The organism is Lentibacillus populi (genome assembly GCA_014642895.1).
GTDB lineage: Bacteria > Bacillota > Bacilli > Bacillales > Amphibacillaceae > Lentibacillus_C > Lentibacillus_C populi.
Genome location: BMJD01000110.1, coordinates 1 through 1277 on the forward strand (window position 1 = coordinate 1; position 1277 = coordinate 1277).

Consider the following 1277-nt stretch of genomic DNA (forward strand, 5'->3'; position numbering starts at 1 on the left):
AAGGGGAAAGAACGCCCCTTCTTTTAACAGAGAGGCTAGTACGTTTTTCTATAAAGCTATCTTACCTTAGATACATTTTTTCATACGCCATTGGTGCCATATATCCAATGGTCGAGTGAATTCGCTTGAAATTATAAAACGTCATGATGTAAGAGAAGATATTACGCTTTGCTTCTTCTCTGGTTTGATAATTCTCATGAAAGATTAATTCCTTCTTGAGCACACTATGAAACGACTCGATACATGCATTATCATAACAGTTGCCTTTCCGGCTCATACTTGTGATGATATGATGTTTTCTTAAAAGCGCCTGATACTCCTTCGCTGCATATTGGCTGCCTCTATCTGAATGATGAATCAACCCTTCTTGCGGCGTTTGCTGGCTGATGGCTCTTTTTAATGCAGTGAGTGTTAATTCTTTGGTCATTCGATGACTCATTGCCCAACCAATAATTCGCCTGGAAAACAAATCCATGACGGTCGCTAGGTAGAGCCATCCTTCTTTGGTCCAAATGTACGTGATATCGCTCACCCATACTTGTCCTGGCTTATCTACCCGAAAATTTTGGTTTAATAGATTTGGATAGACAGGGTGCGAATGCTTCGAGTTCGTTGTCGCCTTATATTTCTTCACCGTTTTAGAACGTAAGCCATTTTCCCTCATGATACGAGACACCGTTTTTTGAGAAACAGGTATCCCTTCACCACGTAAAACCTGGGTGATTTTAGGGCTTCCATACCTTCTCTTCGATTCAATAAATACACGTTTGATTTGGGACGTCAGTTTTTGTTTGCGTTTGGCTCGATCGCTGACAGGACGATCTCTCCACTCATAATAACCACTCTTGGAAACACCTAGTACTTGGCACATCTTCTCTACACGAAATTCGTGGCGGTGTTCTTGGATAAATACATAAATTATCTCTGGTTTTTTGCGAAGATGCCCATAGCCTTTTTTAAAATAGCTACCTCCTCTTCCAAATCCCGAATCCGTTTATCTTTTTCATATCCAGCTTGATCTTTAGGACTTCGATTCCCACTTCCTACAAAACTATCCTCTTGGTCCTCCTTATACTTAGCTACCCATTTTTGCAGCGTCTGTGGGACTAAATCTAATTCCCTTGCCACTTCTGCTGTTTTCCTACCGTCTTCGGCTACCAGTTTCACTGCGTATACTTTAAATTCTTTATCATATCGTTTGGCCATCTTAGACACTCCTAGAGATTATTATATTTAGTATAAAAATCCCCATTTGTTATGTCCAATTATTAGACTAA

1 protein-coding gene is annotated in these 1277 nt (G+C 40.2%); it reads right to left on the reverse strand.

Going from position 1 to position 1277, the window contains the following annotated elements; genetic code table 11:
* Positions 1-61 precede the first annotated feature (61 nt).
* Positions 62-1206, reverse strand: a protein-coding gene (locus IEX12_RS23065) for an IS3 family transposase (protein WP_200809510.1) whose coding sequence is annotated in 2 segments (ribosomal slippage) — positions 62-948 and positions 948-1206 — 1146 coding nt in all. Because the reading frame shifts where the segments join, the coding sequence is not laid out codon by codon here.
* Positions 1207-1277: the final 71 nt, after the last annotated feature.